Origin of the sequence: Streptomyces sp. NPDC049954, from assembly GCF_040656295.1 — a bacterium.
Lineage (GTDB): Bacteria > Actinomycetota > Actinomycetes > Streptomycetales > Streptomycetaceae > Streptomyces.
The window spans coordinates 24,774-44,510 of the sequence record NZ_JBFALS010000026.1; the positions used below are offsets into that span (position 1 = coordinate 24,774).

The following is a 19,737-nucleotide window of genomic DNA, read 5'->3' on the forward strand; positions in this document are numbered from 1 at the left end:
ACGCACGCGGAAGGACGTCACGTCACGCGCCGAACAGGTCACGCGTGCGCGCCACCGCCCCGCGACCACCCCCCGTCAGGGGTTCTGCCCCCGGCTCTGCAGCCAGCCCATCGGGTCGATCGCGGCGCCGCCGCCCGGGTGGACCTCCAGGTGCAGGTGCGGCCCGGTGACGTTCCCGGTCGCGCCGACGCGGCCGACGACGTCGCCGGTGGTGACCTGCTGCCCGACGCTCACCGAGATCGAGGACTGGTGGCAGTACCAGAGCTCGGTGCCGTCGTCGAGTTCGAGGACGGTGCGGTAGCCGTAGGCGCCGGACCAGCCGGCCTCCTTGACGGTCGCCGAGTGGATCGCCTTGATCGGGGTCCCCGTCGGGGCGGCGAAGTCGAGGCCGGTGTGGTGGCCCGAGGACCACATGGAGCCGCCGTCGCCGAAGTGCGAGGTGAGGGTGTACGAGACGACGGGCAGCGTGTAGCTCTTGGCGAGTTGCGCGAGCCGTTCCGCCTCGGCCTTGGCCTTCGCTTCGGCCTCCGCCTTCGCCTTGGCCTCCGCCTCCGCCTTCTTCTGCGCGGTCTCGGCCTTCTTCCGCTCGGCCGCCGCGTGCTCGGCCGCGGCCTGCGCCGCGGCCTGTTCCGCAGCCTGCTGGGCGCTGTGGTCGGCGCTGTCGGCCTGCGTCTCGGCCTGGGTGAGGATGCGGGCGCGCAGGGCCTCACCGGCGTCGGTGGTGCCCTGGTCGAGATCGGCCTGGGTGACTCCGGCGCTGGTGAGCGGGGAGGCGGCGGGGTTGGCCGCGAGCTGGGCCGGGTCGTCGCCGTCCTCGCCGGAGACGTCGTCGATCAGCGCGCCGACACCGGGCAGCGACTTGGCCTCCGGCAGGGCGTCCTTGACGTCCTGGAGCTTCGGGAAGGACTCGGGCAGCGACAGCTGGACCTTCGGCTTCTCCTGCGCGGTGGCGATACCGCCGGCGCCGACGGCCGCGAGGACGCCGACTCCGAGGACCGTGGAGCTGCGGGCGAGGCCACCGCGCTGCTTGGCGACGCGGTGCCGGCCGCGCACCGGAACGACGGTCTCCTCGGTCGGGTTCCACTCCCCGAGACCGGGCTCGGGCGCCGGGCGGGGACCAGAGCCCCCGTCAGGGCCGGGGCCGTGGGCCCCGTCCGAGCCGTAGAACGAGGTGGGGGCGGACCCGGTGGGAGCGGGGGCAGGCGGGTTGGACGCCACGAAGGCGGCACTCCTTTCCTTCCTTCTCGCCTACCGGGTTAGCTGACGGGTTCGGAGCAGGAAGGTCTCCTACGGACACCAGGACGCGATGTCCGATTCACCCCAGTAAGTTGGTTCCCCGGTTCCCTTGCGGGATTCGGCGCGTGCGCGCGGAGCCGTCGCTGTTGACGGCTGGGACGACCGCGCTGCGTTATCGAACGTTAATAGACACCGGGCGTGGATTCCAAGCCGTTCCCGTTGATCGTTAAGGGCTGCGGCCTGGGCTTAAACGGACATGGGGCACGCGATCCGGACGAGTTGACCGCCCGTCCGAAGGGCCCGCGATTCTGACGGTGCGTCAGTTGTTATGAGAACGCACCCGCCCTCTCACCCTCGGTGACCGTCGCCGGAGGCCGCCTCGGGGCCGCCCCCGCGCGCCAGGTCCTGCTCGGCGTCGGCCAGGCCTTCCTGAAGGCTCTCCGGAGCGAGTGCGCCGGCCCCGGAGTGCGGACGGCGGACGGCGAGCAGCGCCATGTCGTCGGTCGTGGCGCCGCCGGTGTGGTCGCGCACCTCCTGCGCGAGGGTCGACAGCAGCGAGGCGGGATGCTCGAAGACGCGTCCGCGCAGCCGCTCGACGGGATCGTAGAAACGGCCCCGGGGGTCGCGCGCCTCCGACAGCCCGTCGGTGTAGAGCAGCAGCATCGCGCCCGGCGGGTACTCCGTCTCCTCGGCGCGGTCGGGCCAGGTGCCCAGTTCCCCCATGCCGAGCGGCAGGGCGTGCTCGCCGGGCGAGAGGACCAGGACCTGTCCGTCGTGGTGCAGCAGGAGCGGTTCGGTGTGCCCGCGGTTGACGACGCGCAGGACGCCGCCGCCGTGCGGGATCTCGACGAGGACGGCGGTCGTGAACCCCTCGAAGGCGTCGAGCGCGCGGCGCCGCGCCCCCTCCCGGGCGAGCGCCCGCTCCAGCCGGGCGGCGACCCCCTCGATGGTGGACTCCTGCTCGGCGGCCTCCCGGAACGCGCCGATCACGACGGACACGGCCTCGACCGCGCCGAGCCCCTTGCCGCGCACGTCGCCGAGCACCATGCGCACGCCGTGCGGGGAGTCCTGCACGGCGTAGAGATCGCCGCCGATGAACGCGTCGGCCTCGGCGGCCTCGTACTGCGCGGCGATGTCGAAGCCGCCGATCCGGCCGGGCGGCACCGGGAGCACGGCGCGCTGCGCGGCCTCGGCGACGTGCTGCACGGAGGCGAGCTGACGGCCGCCGCGCCGGATCACCAGGTTGATCAGCGCGGCCAGGAGACACACGACGGCCACCGTGATCAGTTCCATCACGAAGGAGGAGGTCGACAGGTTGTGCTGGGAGACGTGCAGGATCATCGCGAGGACGAGCCCCGCCACGCCGGTCCCCACCGTGACCGCGAGCCCCGCGAAAGGGGCGGCGATCAGCGGGGCGGCCGTGAAGAAGGGGGCGGCGAAGTAGGCGGGCGGGGCCGTCAGCCCGAAGACGAACCCGGCGGCGAGCAGCACGGGCGGCAGCGCGCGCACGACGGCCCGCGCCCACCGGTCCCGCCTGCCGTGCCCGCCCAGGACGAGCGGGGGCGGCGGCGGCCCCGGTTTGTAGTCGGTACGAGGCTCGCCGCCGGCCTGACCGGAGGGGGGACCACCCCCGGACGAGCCGCCGGACGAGTCGCCGGAGAAGCCGTCGGGAGCGCCGTGCGCTCCGCGCGCACCGTGCTTGCCGGGAGTGCTGTGCTCGTCGGGAGTGCCGTGCTCGTCGGGCTTTCGCGTCCCCACGGCTCGCCTCCCGCCCGCTCTGCGCCCCGCTCCTGCCGTTTCCGTGCTCTCCCCACGTTTCCCCGGGGGCGCGGCTCCTGCTACTTGGGGGCGGCCGAGCGGGTACCGCTTCCCGGAGAGCCGGCGGGACTACGAGTACCCCGGACCCCGGGACCGCCGGATACGAAAACGCCGGAAGCCCGGTGCACGAATGCACCGGGCTTCCGGTTTCAGTAGCGGGGACAGGATTTGAACCTGCGACCTCTGGGTTATGAGCCCAGCGAGCTACCGAGCTGCTCCACCCCGCGTCGGTAAACACAACTATACGCCATGTCGGGGGCGCCTCCGACCACGTGCGGCCCCACCCGCCCCGGGCCCCCGGCACCGCGCCGTCCGGGGCGCCTCACAGCCGTACGAGGGTGACTTCCGTGGCCTTCACGCTGGTCCACACCTCGGTGCCCTCGCGCAGTCCGAGTTCGGCGGCGGCGGCCGGGGTGATCTCGGCGAGCAGTTCCGGGGCGGTACCGGCCCGGCCCGCGACCAGGACGCGCAGCCGGCTGCCGAGAGCGGTGATCTCGCGGACCGTGCCGGGCCAGACGTTGCGCGGGCTGCCGGCCGGCCGTTCGCGGTGGACCGCGACGGCCTCGGGCGCGACGACGGCCAGCAGGCGCCCGCCCGGCCCCGCTCCGGGCTCCGGCTCCCCCGGCCCGGCGGCCCCCGCGGCGACGAGGACCCCGCCGCCGTCCAGCGCCAGCGCGCCGTCCCCGGTGAGCGTGCCCGGCCACGCGTTGCGCCCGAGCATCCGCGCGACCCACGCGGAACGCGGCCGCCGGGCCACCTCGGCGGGCGGCGCGTCCTGGAGCGCGCGCCCCTCGTCGAGGACGAGCACCCGGTCGGCGAGCGACACGGCCTCCACCGGATCGTGCGTGACGACGAGGCAGACCCCGCCGAACCCGTCGAGGTGCCGGCGCAGGGTGTGCCGCACCTGGGCCCGCGTCGTCTGGTCGAGCGCGGCGAGCGGTTCGTCGAGCAGGAGCAGCCGGGGCCGGGCGGCGAGGGCGCGGGCGAGGGCGACGCGCTGGGCCTGGCCGCCGGAGAGCTGGGCGGGCCGCCGGTGCGCGAGGTGCCCGACGCCGAGCCGGTCGAGCCACAGCCGGGCCCCGCGACGCGCCTCGGCCCGCCGTACGCCGTGGGCGCGCAACCCGTACGCGGTGTTGCCGAGGGCGCTCAGGTGCGGGAACAGGGCGCCGTCCTGCGGGACCCAGGCCACGCCCCTGCGGTGCGGGGGCAGGCCCGTCACGTCGTGGTCGCCCAGGCGCAGCCGCGCGTGGGCGCGCGGGGTGAGGCCGAGCAGGGCGCGCAGCAGCGTCGTCTTGCCCGCGCCGTTGCGTCCGACGACGGCGACGGTCGTACCGGGCGCGGCGTCGAGCGACAGCTCGGTGTACCCGGTGACCTCGGCGTGCAGGGCGTACGGCCTCGCGGTCTCGTCGGGGGCGGCCGGAGGCTCCTGCCCGGTGCCGTCGAGGTCGCCGCCCGGTCCCGTGACCGCGGCAGCCGGTTCCTCGGGGACGTCGGCAGGGGGCCCGTCCCGTCGACTGCCGCCGCCGCCCGCCATCCACCGGCCGCGCAGCCCCACCAGGACGGCCATGGCGATGGCGAGCAGCAGCAGGGACACCGAGGTCGCGGCCTCCGGGGAGTCCTGGAGCAGGAGGTACACCTGGAGCGGCAGGGTCTGCGTCGTCCCCGGCAGGTTGCCCGCGAAGGTGATCGTGGCGCCGAACTCGCCGAGGGCCCGCGCCCAGGTCAGCGCGGCGCCCGCGGCCAGCCCCGGGGCGACCATCGGCAGGGTGACGGTGGCGAAGACGCGCAGCGGGGAGGCGCCGAGGGAGGCGGCGGTCTCCTCGTACCCGGGCCGCAGACCGGCGAGGCTGCCTTCCAGGCTGATGACGAGGAAGGGCATCGACACGAAGGTCGCGGCGACGACGGCGCCCGAGGTGTGGAAGGGCAGCACGATCCCGAAGCTGTTCTCCAGCCAGGGCCCGAGCAGTCCGCGCCGCCCGAAGCCGAGCAGCAGCGCGACCCCGCCCACGGTCGGCGGCAGCACCATCGGGAGCAGCACGAGGGACCGTACGAGGACCTTGCCGGGGAAGTCGGCCCGGGCGAGCAGCCAGGCGAGGGGCACCCCGAGCAGGAGCGAGAGCCCGAGCGCCCAGCAGGAGACGACGAGCGAGAGGCGCAGCGCCTCGGTGGTCTCGTGCCGGGTCAGGTGGCCCCCGAGCCGCGACCAGTCGGTGCGCGCGAGCACGCCGAGCAGCGGCACGAACAGGAACGCCACCCCGAGCAGCGCCGGCACCGCCAGCGCGAGCGGAGCCCGCCGCCGGCCCGTACGGAGCCTGGGCGCACGGGGGCGGTGCGCGGACGGGCGCCTCGCGCGCAGGAGGAGCCCCCGGGGGCCGCCCGCGGGGCGGTCGCCGGGGGCTCCGGTCCGGTGTCCTTCGTCCGTCACGGCTTCTGGAACCCGGCGCCCCGAAGGATCTTCTGGGCCTCGGGGCCGCTGAGCCACTGCACGAAGTCGGCGGTGGCCTCGGTGTGCTTCGAGCCGTTGAGGGCGGCGGCCGGGTAGGAGGCGACGGCGTTCTGCGCGTCGGGGATGTCGACGGCGTCGACCTTGTCGGGGGCGGTCGCCGCGTCGGTCTTGTAGACGATGCCGGCGTCGGCCTCACCGAGCTCGACCTTGCTCAGCACGGCGCGTACGTTGGGCTCCTGGGAGACCGCCTTCACCTTGAGGTGCTGCTTGTCGAGGACCTGCTTCGAGTAGTTGCCGACGGGCACCTCGGGGGCGGCGAGCACGACCTTGAGTTTGCTGTCGGCGAGGTCCTTGAGCGCGCCGATCTTCTCCGGGTTGCCCTCACCGGTGGCGATGACCAGCCGGTTCCTCGCTATGACGGTGGGCGTGCCGGTCTCCCCCTCCAGCCCGTCCATCGTCTTGGTGTCGGCGGTGACGAGCGCGTCGGCGGGAGCGCCCTGCCGGACCTGCGCGGCGAGTTCCTGGGAGCCGGCGAAGGAAAAGGTGAGCGTGACGCCCGGGTTCTCCTTCTCGTACGCGGACTTCACGGACGCGAACACGTCGGTCAGCGAGGACGCGGCGAGCACGGTGAGCTTCGCCTTCGCGGGCTCCTTGACGTCCTTGGCCGAGGAGCTGCTCGTGGCGCCCGGGTCACGTTCCTCCTTGGCCTCGTCGTGATCGTTCCCGCACGCGGCGAGCGAACCGGCGAGGACGGCGGTGACGACGGCGGCGGTGACGCGACGGCGCGCCGGGGACGAGAACGACGGGAGAGGGGACAGGGGCATCGGAAGGTACTCCTCGGAGCAGGGAGGCCGGGAAGGCGAACCGGCAGGCGGGACGGGAACGGGGTACGGCGGGGGAGAGCGGGCGGCGGGCGTCCGGCCCCCGCGTCAGACCAGATCGATGTGCACGTTGGTGGACTTGACGCGGCCCACGGCCTGCATGCCGACCTCCAGGCCGAGTTCCTCGACGGCCTCCCGGGTCAGCAGGGACACGAGCCGGTGCGGTCCCGCCTGGATCTCGACCTGGGCGGCGACGTCGCCGAGCTTCACGGCGGTGACGATCCCGGGGAAGGCGTTGCGCGCCGAGGTGTACGAGATCTCGTCGTCACCGCCGCCCCCGCCCTGTCCCACCTCGATGGAGAAGGCCGCGAGATCACGCCCCTCGATGAACCGGCGCCCCGCCTCGTCCCGGTGGGTGGCGACCCGCCCGGCGTCCGCCCAGCGGCGCGCGGTGTCGGGACTGACCCCGAGCAGACGCGCGGCCTGACCAATTGTGTAGGACTGCATGTGCGGAAAACTAGGCCCGAACCCCTCGCATCTGCAAGATCTCGCAGGATTCCGCATGGCAGTTGCGGACATGCGTTGCCCGTCGGCCGCCACCACGAGGGCGCGACTGATCCGCCCGGAGAGGCAGAGGGGCGCGGGAACGCGGCCGCCGGGCCCGTACCGCCGCGCAGCCCCGCCCCCTCCCTCCCGGCAGACAGAGGTCAGTCGCGAAGTCCCGTGACGCCCCTACCGCTTCCGGAAGTCGACGACTCCCTGCCTGCCGATCGTGACGACCTCGCTGTCCAGCAGCGCCGTGTGAGTCGCGGCCGTGATCATCAGCAGCATGAGCGCGAGACCGATGACCGGCACGTCGGCCTCGCGGTCCACCGTGGTCGCCAGAGCCAGCACGATCACCTCGACGACCACGTAGACGACGGCCACCCACGGCTTGACCACTCGCTTCACCCGCAACTCCGGGCGCAGGGCGCCATTTCCCCTTTCCTGGGCCCGGGTTGACCTTTCAGGCGTCGTGCCGTCAGCATGACTACTGGATCAGTCCACCAGTCAGGAATGAGAGTCATGGCACTGCCCAAGTACGAGCAGATCGCGACCGACCTCCGAGGCCGGATCGTGCGCGGAGAGCTGGAGGCCGGCGAGCCGCTGCCGTCCGAGCGGGAGCTGATCGAACGGTGGTCCGTCGCACGCGCCACGGTCGTGAAGGCCCTCAGCGTCCTCCGTCAGGAGCAGCTGATCGAGACCCGGCACGGCGTGGGCTCCACCGTCCGCGCGCGCATCCCGCTCGCACGCACCGCGGGCGAGCGCTACGAGACCGCCCTGGCGACCGGCCACGTCTACACCGCCGGGGAACACGCCCAGATCATCGCCGCCGACCTCGCACCGGCACCGGACCACGTGGCCACCGGGCTCGGCATCGAGACCGGCGACCGGATCGCGCGCCGCCAGCGCGTCACCTTCGAGGGCGAGACACCTGTCGCCACGTCCACGAGCTACTTCACCGCCGCCGTCGCCGAGGCCGCACCGCGCCTGCTGCTCCGCGAGCGCGTCCGCGAGGGCACGACCCGGTACGTCGAGCAGGAGACGGGCCGCCGCCCGCACACCGGTCGCGACTGGTGGTCCTCGCGGCTCGCGACCGATGAGGAACTGGAGCTGCTTCAGCTGGAGGGACCGGCGGCGGTGACGGAGGTTCGTCACAACGTGTACGACACCGAGGGCGCGCCACTGGCCTACGAGGTCGGCGTCAGCCCGGCCGGCCGCTGGTCACGAAGCCACGAGTATCCGATGAGCCACTGACAAAGCGTCAACTTCGTTTTCCACCCCCGCCATTGGCGGGGGTTTTCCATTACCCCCCCCTCTGGGCTTGACTAGTCCACCGGTCGACTATTCATGCACGGGGTGCAGTTACGGATGCGCCCACCGTAGCCAAGGGGGCCGTCATGCCCAAGGAATCAAGCAGGCCGCTCGCGGTCGACACCCGCACCGACACCGTCGGCGAGATCATGGGGAAACAGAACGGGCAGATCTACCTCCGCCCGCTGCACGGCGGCCCCGAGTGGGCCCTCACTCCTGACCGGGTTCAGCCGATCAGCGCTGAAGAGATCGGCCGCACTGGTGAGTGAAGCGCCGTACACGGCGCCCGCCTGCCGGGTAGCTCTCGGGCACCAGCACTGCCACGGCAACCGGGGCGTCTTCGCCGGTGGCTACGCAGTACCCGTCATACGCCTGCACTGCGCCTGCGCCTGCCACGAGCGGGCTGCCGCGGCTGCGGGCCTTAGGCTGGCGAAGCTCCGCGACGAGAGGAAATGATCAGATATGCGCCCCGAACGGTTCTTCGCCACCTTGCTCGACCTCGCCAAGAACGGTCCCGGCGTTGTCCAGGTGCGGACGCTGGAGGAGCTGGGTGAGACCAAATACCCCTTCGCGCTGTCACTCACCCTCCCGTCCGGCGAGTCCCGCTGGCAGATTATGGGCCAGACCGACCCCACCGACCGGCACCAGGGGGACGAGCCGACCCCGATGACAGGTGAGCCACCTGCCGGGGATGCCCTTCATCCACCACGTCCCCACCCAGGACGAGAACGAGACGAAGGCCGAGGCCGCCGGGACGATCACGCGGACGATGGCCGCGATCGAGACCGCCGGTTACACCGTCGACACCGAACTGTGGCTCGGTGCCGCCGACTGCTCGCAGTGCCACGCGGGGTGCACCGACAGCCCCAACGGGCCCAAGAAGTAGACACGCTCGCCCGGCTGAACGATCCGGTCGGCTGACACCGGAGCACCTGATAGGCAAGACTCCGGCCGCCCGGCCCTCACCGCGCGGCCGGGCTCAGGAACGGAGCAATGTGACCGACACTCTCGCCTGGAACACCTACTCACGCACCCGCCCACAACGGCGCGCGGTGAATGCCGCCGGCCAGTCGACATGGTTCAACTGGACCCAGTACCCCGACCATGGTCCCGGCGTCGAACTCCTGAACCTCACGAAGGGCGACACGGTCCTCGACCTCGGGTGCGGCAAGGGCGGCAACATCGCGCACCTCGCGACCCTCGGCACACAGTCGACCGGCATCGACATCTCACCGGCCCAGCTCGACGCCGCCGGGACCCGGTGGAACGACACCCCTGGACTCACCCTCACCCAGGCGGAGGCGCACACCTTCCTGCGCGGGACCGAGGAACGGTGGAACGCCGTCTACTCCGTGTTCGGCGTGATGTGGTTCACCGATCCCGCCGTCACCCTGCCTCTGGTGCGCGAGCGGCTCCACCCCGGGGGCGTTCTCGCCTTCTCGCAACGCCCGCCCACCCCCGACTGTTACGGATGCCAGGCGTCGTACATCCCGCGAGGCGACGACGAGGACCCGCTTGTCGTGAAGCGCTGGGACTACGAACCGGAGACCTGGCAGGAGATGCTCCATGCGGCCGGCTACTCGGACGCGACCGCCCGGGTCCTCCCGGCCCCGCCGGGCCGCCGCAAAGTCGGCACGCTCATCGTGACCGCGCGCGCCTGACCAGCTCACGCCCCCCACACGCGGCGAACCCCAGCCGGGTGCCGGTCCGGCTGGGGCCTTCCTGCGTCGAGGACCGCCGGCCTCTCGGGCCGGCACGGGTCAGCACGGGCCGGCAAGCGACCAGTCGCTCCGACGAAACGACAATCGGCCCAGATCACTAAGCCGTGACCTGGGCCGAATCGAGTAGACCGTGTGGGACTCGAACCCACAACCAATGGATTAAAAGTCCACTGCTCTGCCAATTGAGCTAACGGTCCATGTGGTGCACCCCCGAGCATAGCCCGACAGCCCCGGAGAGCCGATCCGGCAGGGGGGTTCGGGGCTGTCGGGTCGGGGTGCGGTGGGCCCGGCCGTCCGGCGGCGGGCGCCACATACGTGGCGAAGGGTGGTAAATGGTGCGCCCGGGGTCACTCCTCCGGGGTCGGCTCCCCCCGCTTCAGGAACCAGTGGCGGGCCGAGGCGAACCACCAGGTGGCCGCGAAGCCGAGGACGACCAGGACGGCGATCGGGGCGTAGTTGAAGGTGTCGACCGTCACCGGGGAGACCTGCGGGAGCATGAACAGGACGGTGATCGCCAGGACCCAGACCACCGCGATCACGCCGATCGGGCGGGACCAGCGGCCCAGGTGCCAGGGACCGCGCGCGAAGTCCTCGCCCCGGCGCAGCCGCAGCAGGGTCGGCACGACGTACGCGATGTACAGGCCGATCACCGCGATCGAGGTCACCGCCGCGTAGGCCGTCTCGTTGATCAGGTACGGCAGTCCGAGGACGAGGGCGCCCAGCGCGGCCAGCCACACGGCCGCGACCGGGGTCCGCGTACGGGGGCTCACCGTGGACCACACGCGGGAGAAGGGCAGCGCCCCGTCCCGCGAGAAGGCGTAGATCATGCGGCTGTTGGCGGTCACCGAGGCCATTCCGCAGAAGAGCTGCGCGCCGATCACCACGAGCAGCAGCAGTTTGCCACCGGTCGCGCCCACCGCGTCCAGCAGGATCTGGGCGGGCGGCGCCCCGGTCGGCGAGTCCAGCGCGCCCTGGTAGGACTGGATCGCGTACGTGAAGCCGAGCAGGAGCACGAAACCGGCGATCCACGAGGTCCAGATCGAGCGGACGATGCCCTTGGGGCCGGCCGTCGCCGCGTCGTGGGTCTCCTCCGTCATGTGCGCGGAGGCGTCGTAGCCGGTGAAGGTGTACTGCGCCATCAGCAGGCCGATCAGCACGACGTACAGGCCGCTGCCCCAGCCCGTGTTGTTGACGAACTCGGTGAACACGTAGGTCGTGGAGCGGTGGTGGTCCGGGACGAGGGCGAGCGCGCCGACGATCACCACGACCCCGGCGACGTGCCACCACACGCTGATGCTGTTGAGCAGACCGACGATGCGCACGCCGAAGGTGTTCAGCAGCCCGTGCAGCACGAGGATCGCCGCGAACAGCAGGATCGTGCGGCCAGGCGTCACCTCGAAGTCGAACTGGAGGTTGAGGTAGGCCCCGAGGAACGAGGCCGCGCCGAAGTCGATACCGGCGGTCACCGCGACCTGCCCCAGCACGTTGAACCAGCCCGTGAACCACGCCCAGGCCGCCGCCGAGCGCTCCGGGGCCAGCCGGTGCGCCCAGAAGTACAGTCCGGCCGAGGTCGGGTACGCCGAGCAGATCTCGGCCATCGCCAGGCCCACGAACAGCGTCATGAGACCGACGCCGACCCAGCCCCACGTGATGAGCGCGGGCCCGCCCGTGTTCATGCCGAACAGGTAGAGGGTCAGACAGCCCGAGAGCACCGAGATGATCGTGAACGACACCGCGTAGTTCGAGAACGCGGACATCCTGCGGGCCAGCACCTGCGTGTACCCGAGCTGCGCGAGCCGCTCCTCGTCCGTACCCGTACCCGGACCCGGGCCCGTATCCGTACCGGGGCCCTCACCCGTACCGCCGTCGAGGCCGTCCCCGGCCTCCGATGTAGTTGTCATGTGCGCTGCGATGCCCATTCGCGGCCACCCGCAACCACCGTCGTCCGCACCCGTACACGGCACGGCGAAGGGCCCGCACGGCGTGCTCGCCGTACGGGCCCTTCGTCAGTCACTGCTCAGCCGCTGTGAGCCGGACGGTCAGCCGTTCCGCTTCCAGCGGGGCTTCTCGTCGCGGCGGCCGAAGGAGGAACCGGCGCCCCGGTCGTCCCGCCGGTTGAACGGGCGGTCGCCCGTGCCCCGGTGGTCGCGGTTGAAGGGGCGGTCGCCCGCACCGCGGTGCGGGCGGCTGCCGCTGTCGCGGTTGAACGCGGGACGGTCGTCGCGGCGCTCGAAGGAACGCCCGCCACGGTCGCCACCGCGGTCGTCGCGGCGCTCGAAGGGACGGCCACCGCGGTCGCCGCCACGGTCGTCACGACGGTTGTCCCGGTTGAACGAGGGACGGTCACCGCCACGACGGTCGTCACGATCCCGGTTGTTGTACGAAGGACGGTCGTCACGACGCTCGAAGGAACGGCCGCCACGGTCGCCGCCACGGTCATCGCGACGGTTGTCCCGGTTGAACGAGGGACGGTCACCGCCACGACGGTCGTCACGATCCCGGTTGTTGTACGAAGGACGGTCGCCGCCACGGTTGTTGTCGCGGTCCCGGTTGTACGAGGGACGGTCGTCGCGACGCTCGCGCGGCTGGTACGACGAACGCTCGGGACGCTCCGTGCGCTCGGGACGCTCGGCGCGCTCCTGGTACGCCGGGCGCTCGCGCACCGGCTGCTCGGCGGCGGCCGGGGCGACGGCGTGCTCGGCGGACACCGGCGCCGCGACGGGCTCGGTGCTCTCCGGGTACATGGTCACGGTCTCCGCCGGGGCCGGCGGCTCCTCGCCCCGCTCGCGCGCGGCCCGAGCGGTCAGCCGCTCGGCCTCGGCGCGGTACTCGGAGGCGCGGCGCTGCGCGCGCTCCAGCTCGCGGGTGAGGTCGGCGACCTCGCGCTCGGCCTGCTTGGCGGCCTGTCCGGCGGAGTCGGCCTGCACCTCGGTCATGGACCGGGCGCCGGTGATCTCGGCGACCTCCGGGTCGAAGACGGCGCTGCCGACCTGGTGACGCGTGGCGTCGACGCCCGCGTCCTCCATGAGGCGGAAGATCTGGCGCCGCTGGTGCGGGAGGGCCAGCGAGACGACGACGCCGGAGCGGCCGGCGCGCGCGGTGCGGCCCGAGCGGTGCAGGTAGTCCTTGTGGTCCCCGGCCGGGTCCACGTTCAGGACCAGGTCGATGCCGTCGACGTGGATGCCGCGCGCGGCGACGTCGGTGGCGACCAGGACGTTGACGTAGCCGTCCTTGAAGTCGGCGAGCGTCCGGGTGCGGGCGCCCTGCGTCATACCGCCGTGCAGCGCGTCCGACTTGATGCCGGCGTCGCGCAGCTGCTCGGCGACGCGGTCGGCGCCGAGCTGGGTGCGGACGAAGATGATCGTGCGGCCCTTGCGGGAGGCGATCGCCGCGGTGACCGGCGCCTTGTCGCGGGGCTTCACGACGAGGATGTGGTGCGTCATGGTCGTGACGGCGCCCTGGGCGGCGTCCACCTCGTGGTGCACGGGGTCGACCAGGTAGCGCTTCACGAGCGCGTCGATCTCGTTCTCCAGCGTCGCGGAGAACAGCATGCGCTGGCCGCCGGCCGGGATCTGGTCGAGCAGCTCGGTGACCTCGGGCATGAAGCCCAGGTCGGCCATCTGGTCGGCCTCGTCGAGGATCGCGATCTCGATGTTCTCCAGCGAGCAGGCGCCGCGGGTGATGATGTCGCGCAGCCGGCCGGGGGTGGCGACGAGGATGTCGACGCCACGCTCCAGCGCGTAGATCTGGTTGCCCATCGACGTACCGCCGCAGACGACCTTCATCTTGAGGCCGAGGACGTCGCCGTAGGGCTGGAGGGCGTCGGCCACCTGCATGGCCAGCTCGCGGGTCGGGGTGAGGATGACGCCGCGCGGCTTCTTCTTCTCGGTGCGGCCACCGGCCAGCGTCGCGAGCAGCGGCAGGCCGAAGGACAGCGTCTTGCCGGAGCCGGTACGGCCGCGGCCGAGGATGTCCTTGCCGGCCAGGGCGTCCGGGATGGTCGCGGCCTGGATCGGGAACGGCGCGGTCACCCCGTTCTGCGCGAGCTTGCGCACGATGCCCTCGGGCAGACCGAGGGAGCCGAAGGTCACCTCGGGCTCGGCGTCCACGGCGGCGTCGGCGGCGTCCGTGTCGGCGTCGGCCTCGACGTCCGCGACGGCCTCGACGGGCTCGGCGACCGCAGCGGTCTCGACGGCGTCGGTCTCGACGGGCGAGCCGGTGGGCTGCTCGACGACGTGGATGTCCGCGGTCGGTGCGGAGGACTCGCCCTGCGGGGCGGTGGACACACTGTCGGCGGGAGAGTCGTTCTCGGGCACGACGGCGTGGTCAGAATGGGAAACGGACATGCGAATTGCGAAACCTTCCGGAGTCTCGGCACGCGCCCAAACTCCGTGTATTCGCAATCGACCGCCTCAATGCGGTCCGGCCACGGCAAGGGAGAGTACGCGCCACACGCGGCGCTCTTCGGTCATGGCGCCGGGCAAATGGGATCAAACGATCTACCACCATACGCACCGCTTCCCTGAACTGGCAAACCGGCCGGTCAGGCCCTGGAGACAGGCCCGAAAGCCGCCTCCACAGAGGGGTTCGCGCACCTCTTCGTGCGCGCGTCTGCGGTTCCGCCCGGGGTGTTTCACGCCACGAGGAGAACCACGGCCGGGGGTTCGGCGGGTTCCGTGACGGAGACCGGGCGGCCCCCGCGAGGAAGTCCCGGGAGAGCGGGAACTCACGAGGGAGATGCGGATGGCTGTTCCTGGTAACGCCGCACCGCCCGGTCCTGTTCCCGCCCGAGCTTCTGGGGTTCCCCGTCGAACCTCTCGCGCTGCTCCCCCATCGGTTCCTGGCCGCCCTCGCCCTCGCCGTCCGGGTCCTGCGGGGTGGCGCTGGGCTCCGGCGTCCCGGGCTCGGGACCGGAGGGGTCCGGGCTGCCCGGCGGGCGGGTCGGCGGGGTCCCGGGCGGCGGCGTGGGGGTCGGCGAGGGCCGCGAGGGCGTGGGCGTCGAGGGCGGCGCGGGGCGCGTGCTCGGCGGCGCGCCGGAGCCGTCGCCCGGGGGCCGGGTGGGCTGCGCGGGGCCCGGCGAGGGCGTCGTCCCGGACATCGACGTGGTGGGCCCGGAGGGGGACCCGTCCGACCGCCCGTGCCGGCGCCCCTCGCCCGCCCCGCCACCGGCCGCGGCCTCCCCGCCCTGGGGTACAGCGTCGAGCCCGGTCCCGGCGCGGCCCGCGCCGTCGGCGGTGGTGCCCTCCCCGCCCGCCGGGTCGGAGTGGCCGGGCGAGGAGGAGTCCGCGGAGGCCGGTACGACCTCGTCGGTGCCGACACTCATACAGCCCGCGGTCGCGGCCAGGGCCGCCGCGACGGCGGCCAGACGGGCGGGGACGGACACGTGGCGCACGAGACGCACCTCCGGGGGCGCTGGGCGGGGGTCTTCCGTGCCCAACTCCCCGCACCGCGCACAGGACACGCCCCACACGGAGCCGGGACGGCGGGTTTCCCGGACAATGGCGGTGTGCTGGAGATGACGCGCGACGCCTTCGAAGAACTGGTGAGTCAGGCCCTCGACTCCGTTCCGCCCGAACTGACGCGGGTCATGGACAACGTGGCGGTGTTCGTGGAGGAGGAACCCGACCCCGCCGACCCCGAACTGCTGGGGCTGTACGAGGGCACCCCGCTCACCGAGCGCGGCGAGTGGTACGCGGGCGTGCTGCCGGACCGCATCTCGATCTACATGGGCCCGACGCTGCGGTACTGCGAGACCCCCCAGGACGTCGTCCACGAGGTCGCGGTCACCGTCGTCCACGAGATCGCCCACCACTTCGGCATCGACGACGCGCGACTGCACGAACTGGGCTGGGCCTGAGGAGCCCTACGGCGTCCCGCTGGGGCTCGGTCCGGCGCCCGGCTGGTTCTCCTGCGGCAGGTGGCGGGTGACCTCGGCGGTGGACAGTCCGAGGCCGCCGAGGGTGATCTCGTCCCAGGCCTGGAGGTGGCGGGTGTCGCGGTCCAGGTAGAGCACCGAGGCCTGTACGGGGTCGGGTTCGCCGTCCTCGACGGCGCGCAGCCCGCTGCCGCCGGTCGAGCCCTCGATCCGCAGCCGGGTGCCCTGCTCCATGACCTCGCTCTCGCGGTGGTGCAGGTGCCCGGCGAGCACGAGCGGCACCGCCCCGTCGGTCCGGCGCGCCGCGTTCGGGTCGTGCGCGACGGCCACGTCCACCGGCGTGCCGGCCGCGCGCTGGTGCCGCAGCGCGGAGGCGAGGCGGTCCCCGGCGGCCTGCTCGGCCTCCTTGCCGCCGGCCGGGGCGGACCGGTCGGGCGTGAACTGCGGGTCGCCGATGCCCGCGATCCGCAGTCCGGCGACCGTCACGGCGCGTCCGTCGTCCAGGACGTGCGTGTTCCCGAGCTTCGCGAGGTAGCGCTGCGTCGTCGCCGAGTCGTGGTTGCCGCGCACCCACACGTACGGGGCCCCGAGGTCCTCGACGGGGTCGAGGAAACCGTTCTCCGCGGCGCTGCCGTGGTCCATCGTGTCGCCCGAGTCGATGATGACGTCGATGTCGTACTGCTCCACGAGCGAGGCGACGATGTGCCACGAGGCCGGGTTCAGATGGATGTCCGAGACGTGCAGGACCCGCATCGTGGAGGGGTCGGGCTGGTACGCGGGCAGGGTCGAGGTCGCGTCGTACAGCTTGGTGACGTTGGCCACGAGCCGGGCCAGTTCCTTCTGGTAGACGTCGAACTCGCTCACGATGCTGCGGGCGTTGCCGACGACCGAGGGGGCGCTGCTGAGCAGCCCGGAGAACTTCGGCTCCAGCACGGACTTCGGGTTCCAGGTCGCCCACGCGGTGCCGCCCGCCGCGAGCAGCAGGCTCAGCGCGAGCCCGCCGGCGGCGAGCGCGGGCCGGGGCCGCCGGTACACGGCCAGGCCCAGCACGCACGCCCCGAGGACGACGGCGGCCCCCGAGCGCAGCGCGAGGTCCAGCGCGGCGCGCGTCACGTCCTCGGCGACCTCGCCCTGGAGCCCGGAGAGCCGTTCGGGGTGTTCGACGAGGGCCCGGGCGCGGACCGGGTCGAGGCGGTCCACGTCGACGTCGAGCCGGACCGGCGCGGTGTGACTGCGCAGCTCCAGCGCGCCGAGCGGCGAGACGTCGACCTTCGTGCCCCCGGTGAGCGAGGGCCGCAACGTCATCCGCGTGTCCATCGGCCCGACCGGCGCCCGCACACCCCCCACGACGAGCAGCCCGAGCCAGGCCCCGCACAACACGACGGCCACCAGCCCGGCCGCCCTCCCCCACCGCCGCGCCACCCCACCGGGCGGCCCTATCGGAACTCCAGCCACCGAAAGACCCTGCCCACCCCACCCCGCCCCCAGACCCGAGCCCGCCCCCGAATCCCCCCGGAACGGCAGCCACTCTCCCCGGCACTCCTACCGGACCGCGCCCCCTCCACCCCAGACCGCTACCAATTCCCAGCCCGTCCGACGCTTGAGGACAAGGTGCGGGCCACAGACCCCACCCCGCCCACTCCGCACCGCAACCAAATCCCAGCCCGTCCGGCGCTTGAGGACAAGGTGCGGGCCGCAGGCCCCACCCCCACCTCTCCGGACCGCAACCAAACCCAGCCCGTCCGGCGCTTGAGGACAAAGGTGGCGGCCGCAGGCCCCACCCCGCCTCGCCCCACCCCGGGAGGGAAACCGTTTTGGCGATCCCCGCCCCATCCCATATGCTTCTCACGTCCCCGACGCGCTGCAAAGCGCCCAGGCGGGCCAATTAGCCCTCATCGTCTAGTGGCCCAGGACGCCGCCCTTTCAAGGCGGTAGCACGGGTTCGAATCCCGTTGGGGGCACGTTTCACCCTGCGCAAGGTTGCTTCTGTACAGCGCTTGGTCCTGTGGAGCAGTTTGGAGTGCTCGCCACCCTGTCAAGGTGGAGGCCGCGGGTTCAAATCCCGTCAGGACCGCTTGCAGTTCATTTCGGTGAACTGCGTGGCTGGGTAGCTCAGTTGGTACGAGCGATCGCCTGAAAAGCGATAGGTCGCCGGTTCGATCCCGGCCCCAGCCACCGCGCTGAAAGCGCCCCGGACGCGCCGTCCGGGGCGCTTTTGCTGTGCCCGAGATGTCCCTCCCGGCCTGGAGAAATGCGGCTCCGGGCTTACTGCCTGCCGTCAGGCCCGCAGCAGCGTGACAGTGCGCCCGGAGGGTGTCCTCTGCTGGGAGAAGCCTGTGCGCTCGTGGACCGGAGTGGCCTGGGAGCGGGTGTCGAAGACGACGAGGGTGCCCGTGGACAGCTCCATGCGGTCCAGATAGTCGTCCAACTGCGCCAGCCCCTCGACCAGCGGATCGCGGCGGCCCTGGCGCCACACCTTCAGCTCCAGCGCCTCACGCTGCACCGCCCGCGAGCCGTCAGCGGCGGTGTACGGCTGGCGGATCAGCAGATCCACCCGGCGGCGACCGACCCCGTACTCGCGGTCGATAAAACCCGCCCCGTTCACGATCCGGTGCAGATACGCCATCATCACCAACTGGGCCGCCGCTTCTGGATAGGTCGAACCGGAGGCCAGGATCTCGCCGTTCTCCCGCCAGAACTCGGCGAAGCAACGCAGCAGCCTGTCCGTGTCGATCCGGCCGTCCGGCAGCCGGAAACTGCTCGGGGTGGCGACGACCTGGCTCTCGGTGCTGTTCCCCAGGACCCGGACGATGACCTCTTTGTAGATCGGGTTGGCCACCCGCACCGGCGAATCCGGAGCGACAAGACCCAGGTCGCGGACATAGGCCAGATCGTCGTCGTAGGTGTCCGCCGGCAGGAGCAGCTCGCCCGCGATCAGCGGCTGGATCACCCGCCGCACCCGGTCCTCACCCAGCCGCGCGGCGAGCGAATCCAAATGCGTCGCACGCGCCAGGATCAGCCGCTCCCTCGCGTCTTCCACATGCTCGGCCGTGATCGGCGTGTCCGCAGGGACTCGCATCCGCCTGGTGATCTCGTACGCCAGCGCGTTGACCAACCATGGCTGCCCCTGCGTGGAGGAGAAGGCCCGGGTCAGGGCCTGAGCCTTGAACTCCTGGCCTGTCTCGGCGGTGTGCTGCCCGTACAGCTCGGCCACCTCCGCCTCGGTGAAGTCATCAAGGCGCAGCGACGCGACTTTGATGTTGAACGGGCTCGACGTGCCCAGGCGTCCCGGATTCCCGCCCGAGGCCGCCTTGCAATCCCGCACATCCCGCAGCCCGCACAGCACCACCGCGTGCGGGAACTGGTCGCGCTCATCGGTGAAGCCGTCCCGCAGCTGGCGCAGCACGCTGCGCAGGCTCTGCCCCTGCAGCGCGTCGATCTCGTCGAAGAACAGCACCAGCGGCCGCGGACAGCTCCGCGCCCACTGCGTCAGCCCCCGCGTGAGCCGGGCCCCGGGCACCGCATCGGGCCAGGAGGCGGGGGGCGCGAGCTCCGCAGGAAGCCCGGCGGACTCCGCGGAACGCCGGATCGCTTCCAGGACCAGCAGCTCGGCCTGGCCGTAATCCTCCGCGGCCACCTCCGCGCTCTCGCACGAGAAGCGCAGCGCCGCATACTCACCCGAGGCCGTCAGCTCCCGGGCCATCGCCGCCAGCGCCGTCGTCTTCCCGGTCTGCCGCGGCGCGTGCACCACGAAGTACTGGCCCTCCTCCACGAACTCCCGGGCCTGCGGCAACCGCCCCTGCGCCGGCAGCATGTAGTGCCGATCGGGGGTGCACGGCCCGGCCGTGTTGAAGTAGCGCATACCGCGCACGCTAGTGCCGTGGCAGGCAATGTTTGCCCGTGAAGGAGCGGCGTCCGGTGCGTGCTCTCGGTGCGCCGGCCGGAAGCCCTAGTACTGGACGTACT

16 protein-coding genes, 5 tRNA genes and 1 riboswitch are annotated in these 19,737 nt (G+C 72.4%); of the genes, 8 read left to right on the plus strand and 13 right to left on the minus strand.

Going from position 1 to position 19,737, the window contains the following annotated elements; genetic code table 11:
- Positions 1 to 75: 75 nt before the first annotated feature.
- The 7 genes from AB0J21_RS32960 to AB0J21_RS32990 all read right to left on the minus strand — a co-directional run bounded on the left by AB0J21_RS32960 (position 76) and on the right by AB0J21_RS32990 (position 7,272).
- The gene (locus AB0J21_RS32960) at positions 76 to 1,218 is read right to left on the minus strand and encodes a M23 family metallopeptidase (protein ID WP_363149846.1); all 1,143 of its coding nucleotides are present in this window, start codon (positions 1,216 to 1,218) and stop codon (positions 76 to 78) included.
- Positions 1,219 to 1,230: 12 nt separating this feature from the next.
- Positions 1,231 to 1,370, minus strand: a riboswitch (cyclic di-AMP (ydaO/yuaA leader).
- A 214-nt stretch (positions 1,371 to 1,584) separates the two neighbouring features.
- Entirely contained in the window at positions 1,585 to 2,787 is a 1,203-nt protein-coding gene (locus tag AB0J21_RS32965; protein ID WP_363149865.1) for a PP2C family protein-serine/threonine phosphatase, read from the minus strand.
- A gap of 420 nt (positions 2,788 to 3,207) precedes the next feature.
- Positions 3,208 to 3,281: transfer RNA gene (locus tag AB0J21_RS32970), tRNA-Met, on the minus strand.
- 95 nt (positions 3,282 to 3,376) lie between these two features.
- Positions 3,377 to 5,326: an ABC transporter permease gene (locus tag AB0J21_RS32975; protein ID WP_363149847.1), complete on the minus strand. Its 1,950-nt coding sequence runs from the start codon at positions 5,324 to 5,326 to the stop codon at positions 3,377 to 3,379.
- A gap of 149 nt (positions 5,327 to 5,475) precedes the next feature.
- On the minus strand, positions 5,476 to 6,324 hold the full coding sequence (modA, locus tag AB0J21_RS32980; RefSeq protein ID WP_363149848.1) for a molybdate ABC transporter substrate-binding protein: 849 nt from the start codon (positions 6,322 to 6,324) through the stop codon (positions 5,476 to 5,478).
- A 105-nt stretch (positions 6,325 to 6,429) separates the two neighbouring features.
- Positions 6,430 to 6,828, minus strand: coding sequence for a helix-turn-helix transcriptional regulator (locus tag AB0J21_RS32985; protein WP_363149849.1), 399 nt, complete (start codon positions 6,826 to 6,828; stop codon positions 6,430 to 6,432).
- A gap of 225 nt (positions 6,829 to 7,053) precedes the next feature.
- Complete coding sequence (locus AB0J21_RS32990; RefSeq protein WP_363149850.1) at positions 7,054 to 7,272, minus strand: hypothetical protein; 219 nt, start codon at positions 7,270 to 7,272, stop codon at positions 7,054 to 7,056.
- Positions 7,273 to 7,386: 114 nt separating this feature from the next.
- Between AB0J21_RS32990 and AB0J21_RS32995 the strand changes: the two genes are divergently transcribed.
- The 4 genes from AB0J21_RS32995 to AB0J21_RS33010 all read left to right on the plus strand — a co-directional run bounded on the left by AB0J21_RS32995 (position 7,387) and on the right by AB0J21_RS33010 (position 9,836).
- Positions 7,387 to 8,118, plus strand: coding sequence for a GntR family transcriptional regulator (locus tag AB0J21_RS32995; protein ID WP_363149851.1), 732 nt, complete (start codon positions 7,387 to 7,389; stop codon positions 8,116 to 8,118).
- A gap of 143 nt (positions 8,119 to 8,261) precedes the next feature.
- Positions 8,262 to 8,444: a hypothetical protein gene (locus tag AB0J21_RS33000; protein WP_363149852.1), complete on the plus strand. Its 183-nt coding sequence runs from the start codon at positions 8,262 to 8,264 to the stop codon at positions 8,442 to 8,444.
- 404 nt (positions 8,445 to 8,848) lie between these two features.
- Complete coding sequence (locus AB0J21_RS33005; protein ID WP_363149853.1) at positions 8,849 to 9,061, plus strand: hypothetical protein; 213 nt, start codon at positions 8,849 to 8,851, stop codon at positions 9,059 to 9,061.
- A gap of 109 nt (positions 9,062 to 9,170) precedes the next feature.
- Positions 9,171 to 9,836: a class I SAM-dependent methyltransferase gene (locus tag AB0J21_RS33010; protein WP_363149854.1), complete on the plus strand. Its 666-nt coding sequence runs from the start codon at positions 9,171 to 9,173 to the stop codon at positions 9,834 to 9,836.
- Positions 9,837 to 10,020: 184 nt separating this feature from the next.
- On the opposite strand, the gene AB0J21_RS33015 is transcribed toward AB0J21_RS33010, so the two are convergent.
- The 4 genes from AB0J21_RS33015 to AB0J21_RS33030 form a co-directional block, all read right to left on the minus strand.
- Positions 10,021 to 10,093: transfer RNA gene (locus AB0J21_RS33015), tRNA-Lys, on the minus strand.
- A gap of 150 nt (positions 10,094 to 10,243) precedes the next feature.
- The gene (locus AB0J21_RS33020) at positions 10,244 to 11,797 is read right to left on the minus strand and encodes an amino acid permease (protein ID WP_363149855.1); all 1,554 of its coding nucleotides are present in this window, start codon (positions 11,795 to 11,797) and stop codon (positions 10,244 to 10,246) included.
- A 138-nt stretch (positions 11,798 to 11,935) separates the two neighbouring features.
- Positions 11,936 to 14,242: a DEAD/DEAH box helicase gene (locus AB0J21_RS33025; RefSeq protein ID WP_363149856.1), complete on the minus strand. Its 2,307-nt coding sequence runs from the start codon at positions 14,240 to 14,242 to the stop codon at positions 11,936 to 11,938.
- Between the two features lie 380 nt (positions 14,243 to 14,622).
- Positions 14,623 to 15,288, minus strand: a complete 666-nt coding sequence (locus AB0J21_RS33030; RefSeq protein WP_363149857.1) for a hypothetical protein — start codon at positions 15,286 to 15,288, stop codon at positions 14,623 to 14,625.
- A 114-nt stretch (positions 15,289 to 15,402) separates the two neighbouring features.
- Here AB0J21_RS33030 and AB0J21_RS33035 point away from each other — a divergent pair, with 114 nt between their 5' ends.
- Positions 15,403 to 15,753 carry a metallopeptidase family protein gene (locus AB0J21_RS33035; protein ID WP_363149858.1) on the plus strand — a complete coding sequence of 117 codons (351 nt, stop codon included), beginning with the start codon at positions 15,403 to 15,405 and terminating at the stop codon, positions 15,751 to 15,753.
- 6 nt (positions 15,754 to 15,759) lie between these two features.
- Here AB0J21_RS33035 and AB0J21_RS33040 read toward each other — a convergent pair whose 3' ends face one another.
- Positions 15,760 to 17,226, minus strand: coding sequence for a metallophosphoesterase (locus AB0J21_RS33040; RefSeq protein ID WP_363149859.1), 1,467 nt, complete (start codon positions 17,224 to 17,226; stop codon positions 15,760 to 15,762).
- Between the two features lie 433 nt (positions 17,227 to 17,659).
- Here AB0J21_RS33040 and AB0J21_RS33045 point away from each other — a divergent pair.
- From AB0J21_RS33045 to AB0J21_RS33055, 3 genes are all read left to right on the plus strand, one after another.
- Positions 17,660 to 17,732 (plus strand) — tRNA-Glu (locus AB0J21_RS33045).
- 38 nt (positions 17,733 to 17,770) lie between these two features.
- Positions 17,771 to 17,845 (plus strand) — tRNA-Asp (locus AB0J21_RS33050).
- A 27-nt stretch (positions 17,846 to 17,872) separates the two neighbouring features.
- Positions 17,873 to 17,946: transfer RNA gene (locus tag AB0J21_RS33055), tRNA-Phe, on the plus strand.
- Between the two features lie 103 nt (positions 17,947 to 18,049).
- Here AB0J21_RS33055 and AB0J21_RS33060 read toward each other — a convergent pair.
- Positions 18,050 to 19,633 (minus strand): AAA family ATPase, encoded by a 1,584-nt coding sequence (locus AB0J21_RS33060; protein WP_363149860.1) that lies wholly within the window; start codon positions 19,631 to 19,633, stop codon positions 18,050 to 18,052.
- Between the last annotated feature and the right edge of the window lie 104 nt (positions 19,634 to 19,737).

Excerpts from the sequence above, each read along its gene's own strand:
- AB0J21_RS33060 (WP_363149860.1), bottom strand. The coding sequence starts at position 19,633 with ATGCGCTACTTCAACACGGCCGGGCCGTGCACCCCCGATCGGCACTAC.
- AB0J21_RS32995 (WP_363149851.1), top strand. The coding sequence starts at position 7,387 with ATGGCACTGCCCAAGTACGAGCAGATCGCGACCGACCTCCGAGGCCGG.
- modA (WP_363149848.1), bottom strand. The coding sequence starts at position 6,324 with ATGCCCCTGTCCCCTCTCCCGTCGTTCTCGTCCCCGGCGCGCCGTCGC.
- AB0J21_RS33000 (WP_363149852.1), top strand. The coding sequence starts at position 8,262 with ATGCCCAAGGAATCAAGCAGGCCGCTCGCGGTCGACACCCGCACCGAC.
- AB0J21_RS33025 (WP_363149856.1), bottom strand. The coding sequence starts at position 14,242 with ATGTCCGTTTCCCATTCTGACCACGCCGTCGTGCCCGAGAACGACTCT.
- AB0J21_RS33020 (WP_363149855.1), bottom strand. The coding sequence starts at position 11,797 with ATGACAACTACATCGGAGGCCGGGGACGGCCTCGACGGCGGTACGGGT.
- AB0J21_RS32985 (WP_363149849.1), bottom strand. The coding sequence starts at position 6,828 with ATGCAGTCCTACACAATTGGTCAGGCCGCGCGTCTGCTCGGGGTCAGT.